4 protein-coding genes and 2 pseudogenes are annotated in these 3,153 nt (G+C 51.1%); all 6 read left to right on the forward strand.

Going from position 1 to position 3,153, the window contains the following annotated elements:
* A pseudogene (locus tag KQP79_RS25730) lies at positions 1 to 246 on the forward strand (hypothetical protein); the annotation flags it as partial.
* Complete coding sequence (locus KQP79_RS25735) at positions 243 to 575, forward strand: DUF4134 domain-containing protein (RefSeq protein WP_005812854.1); 333 nt, start codon at positions 243 to 245, stop codon at positions 573 to 575. The pseudogene KQP79_RS25730 and the gene KQP79_RS25735, both read left to right, overlap by 4 nt.
* Before the next feature lie 148 nt (positions 576 to 723).
* Positions 724 to 1,071: a DUF4134 domain-containing protein gene (locus KQP79_RS25740; protein ID WP_264386601.1), complete on the forward strand. Its 348-nt coding sequence runs from the start codon at positions 724 to 726 to the stop codon at positions 1,069 to 1,071.
* Positions 1,072 to 1,085: 14 nt separating this feature from the next.
* Entirely contained in the window at positions 1,086 to 1,160 is a 75-nt protein-coding gene (locus KQP79_RS25745) for a hypothetical protein (protein WP_229108764.1), read from the forward strand.
* Positions 1,161 to 1,208: 48 nt separating this feature from the next.
* The gene (locus tag KQP79_RS25750) at positions 1,209 to 1,508 is read left to right on the forward strand and encodes a DUF4133 domain-containing protein (protein ID WP_005816074.1); all 300 of its coding nucleotides are present in this window, start codon (positions 1,209 to 1,211) and stop codon (positions 1,506 to 1,508) included.
* Between the two features lie 212 nt (positions 1,509 to 1,720).
* Positions 1,721 to 3,153: pseudogene (locus tag KQP79_RS25755) on the forward strand (conjugal transfer protein TraG); the annotation flags it as partial.

The raw sequence follows: 3,153 nt of genomic DNA on the forward strand, positions 1-3,153 counted from the left end.
GAGACAGCCTACGAGGAGAAGCAGCTTGCAGAGCCTACAGAGGAGGCAGCCGCCACTGCGGAAGAGAGCAAGCCTCATGTGCTTGAAAAGATACAAAGCGCAATCGAGAAGAAGATGGAGGAAGTGAATACCACCTATTCCGACCCCATGTATTCGGAAGAATTGAACAACACCATCATCGCCCGCGGTCTTCGTCACAATGGACGTGACATGGTCAAGGTGGAATCACTCAATAATGAGATATGATGTCAAAAACAAGAAGTGCATTTCTATCATTATATGCCGCTTTAACCCCAGCTCTGGCCAGTGCTAAGTGTGGCAACGTGGACTACAGCTGGGGAGCGGACGCACTTGCGAGTGCCCATGACTATGCCGTGACGATGATGCTCTATATCGTTTATCTGTGCTATGCAGTGGCGGGCATCGTGGTCATAGTCAGCGCCTTGCAGATATATATAAAGATGAATACGGGCGAAGAAGGAGTGAAGAAGAACATCATGATGCTGGTGGGAGCCTGCCTGTTCCTCATAGGAGCGACCATCGTCTTCCCCGCTTTCTTCGGTTATCAGATTTGAGATACAGGTGATACGAGATAAGATAACTCAAAGTGTAACAAATTAAAAGGTAAAAAGAATGTTTGAAAGGATTAACAAGAAGGTGAAGGGANTACAGGTGATACGAGATAAGATAACTCAAAGTGTAACAAATTAAAAGGTAAAAAGAATGTTTGAAAGGATTAACAAGAAGGTGAAGGGATTCTTCTCTTCACAGCGCATGAAAACGCTCGCCCTGATGTTGCTTGTCGGCACCACCGCAGCAATGGCACAGAACGCAGCCGGCGACTACTCGGCAGGAACGACCGCGCTTACCACAGTGACGGAGGAGATTGCCAAGTATGTACCTATCGTGGTGAAGCTCTGCTATGCCATTGCAGGTGTCGTTGCAATTGTCGGAGCCATAAGCGTTTACATCGCCATGAACAACGAGGAACAGGACGTGAAAAAGAAGATCATGATGGTCGTCGGCGCATGTATTTTCCTCATTGCAGCAGCNACGAGGAACAGGACGTGAAAAAGAAGATCATGATGGTCGTCGGCGCATGTATTTTCCTCATTGCAGCAGCCCAGGCACTGCCTCTGTTCTTCGGCATTGGAGGTTAAACGCAGCGTGAGATTGTGAGTATGTAGAACGTTAAAACACTGACAGTTATGGCAGATACAAAGCAAGAGCGTTTTCCGGATTATCCCATTTTCAAGGGACTGCAACGTCCATTGGAGTTCTTCGGGTTGCAGGGACGCTACATCTACTGGGCGGCAGCCACCGCAGGAGGAGCCGTTGCGGGTTTCATCCTCGGCTACTGCATCTTCGGTTTCGTGGCAGGACTCGTGCTGCTAGTCCTCGCCGTAGCTGTCGGTGGCGTTCTCATCGTCATGAAGCAGCGCAAGGGCTTGCACAGCAAGAAGAGTGACAACGGCATATTCATCTATGCCTATTCAAAGAAAGTGTAAAACAAAAAAGAGAATCCATTATGTCCAAGTGGAAAGCTATCAATGATTGTAAGTGAATGGAGGTGGGGGCATCACGCATGAGGGTGCGCCCGCCTTTTTGCGATTAAAAAAGAAAAAGAACAATGACCCTATACATCATACTCATATTCTCAGCCATCTGCGTGGGCATGGCCATCAGTGTCAAGGCATTCGGCACGGGAGGNAAAAGAACAATGACCCTATACATCATACTCATATTCTCAGCCATCTGCGTGGGCATGGCCATCAGTGTCAAGGCATTCGGCACGGGAGGGAAGCGCAAGCGCATCTTCCAGGACATCTACTTCTCCATCGAGGAAGTGGATGGCATCGGCGTGCTCTATACCAAGACGGGCGAATACTCCGCTGTTCTGAAGATGGAGAACCCTGTGCAGAAGTATTCCGCCAACATCGAGGCCTACTATGAGTTCACCCACCTCTTCGCCGCCCTTGCCCAGACCTTGGGCGAAGGCTATGCGCTGCACAAGCAGGACGTGTTTGTGAGGAAGGCATTCAAGGAAGAGAACGGTGGAAATCATGAGTTCCTGAGCGAGAGTTACTTCCGCTATTTCAACGGCAGACCCTTTACCGACAGCGTCTGCTACCTCACCATCACACAGGAGAACAAGAAGAGCCGTCTGATGTCGTTCGACAACAAGAAATGGCGTGACTTCTTGGTGAAGATACGCAAGGTGCACGACCAGCTGAGGGATGCCGGCGTGAAGTCCCGATTCCTCGGCAAAACGGAAGCCTGCGAGTATGTGGACCGTTTCTTCTCCATGAACTTCCGTGACAAGGTGGTGTCGATGACCAACTTCAAGGTCGATGACGAGACCATCGGCATGGGGGACCGTAGCTGCAAGGTGTATAGCCTTGTGGATGTGGATTATGCCAACTTGCCGTCGGTCATCCGTCCCTACGCAAATATCGAGGTGAACAACACCAGTATGCCCGTTGATCTCGTGAGCATCGTCGATAGCGTGCCCGGAGCCGACTGCGTGGTGTTCAACCAGATGGTGTTCGTGCCCAACCAGAAGCGTGAGCTTGCCCTACTCGACAAGAAGAAAAACCGCCATGCCTCCATGCCCAACCCCAGCAACCTGATGGCTGTAGAGGACATCAAGCGTGTGCAGGAGGTGATAGCCCGTGAGAGCAAGCAGCTCGTCTATACCCACTACAACCTCGTGGTGGCAGTGAGCGGCGACACCGACATACAGAAATGCACCAACCATCTCGAAAANCAGCTCGTCTATACCCACTACAACCTCGTGGTGGCAGTGAGCGGCGACACCGACATACAGAAATGCACCAACCATCTCGAAAACTCCTTCTCGCGCATGGGCATCCACATCAGCAAGCGGGCCTACAACCAGTTGGAGCTGTTCGTCAACTCTTTCCCCGGCAACTGCTATGGCATGAATGCCGACTACGACCGATTCCTCACCCTCGGCGATGCCGCCACCTGTCTGATGTACAAGGAGCGCATCGTGCATAATGAGGACACCCCGCTGAAGATATACTATACCGACCGCCAAGGTGTGCCCGTAGCCATCGACATCACAGGAAAGGAGGGAAAGGAGAAGCTGACCGACAACTCGAACTTTTTTTGTTTGGGTCCTTCGGGCAG

The sequence above is a fragment of the Bacteroides sp. DH3716P genome (genome assembly GCF_025914115.1).
GTDB lineage: Bacteria > Bacteroidota > Bacteroidia > Bacteroidales > Bacteroidaceae > Bacteroides > Bacteroides ovatus.

What these genes read in the sequence shown, in the direction of transcription:
- KQP79_RS25735 (WP_005812854.1), top strand. Translation starts at nt 243, where the DNA reads ATGATGTCAAAAACAAGAAGTGCATTTCTATCATTATATGCCGCTTTA.
- KQP79_RS25750 (WP_005816074.1), top strand. Translation starts at nt 1,209, where the DNA reads ATGGCAGATACAAAGCAAGAGCGTTTTCCGGATTATCCCATTTTCAAG.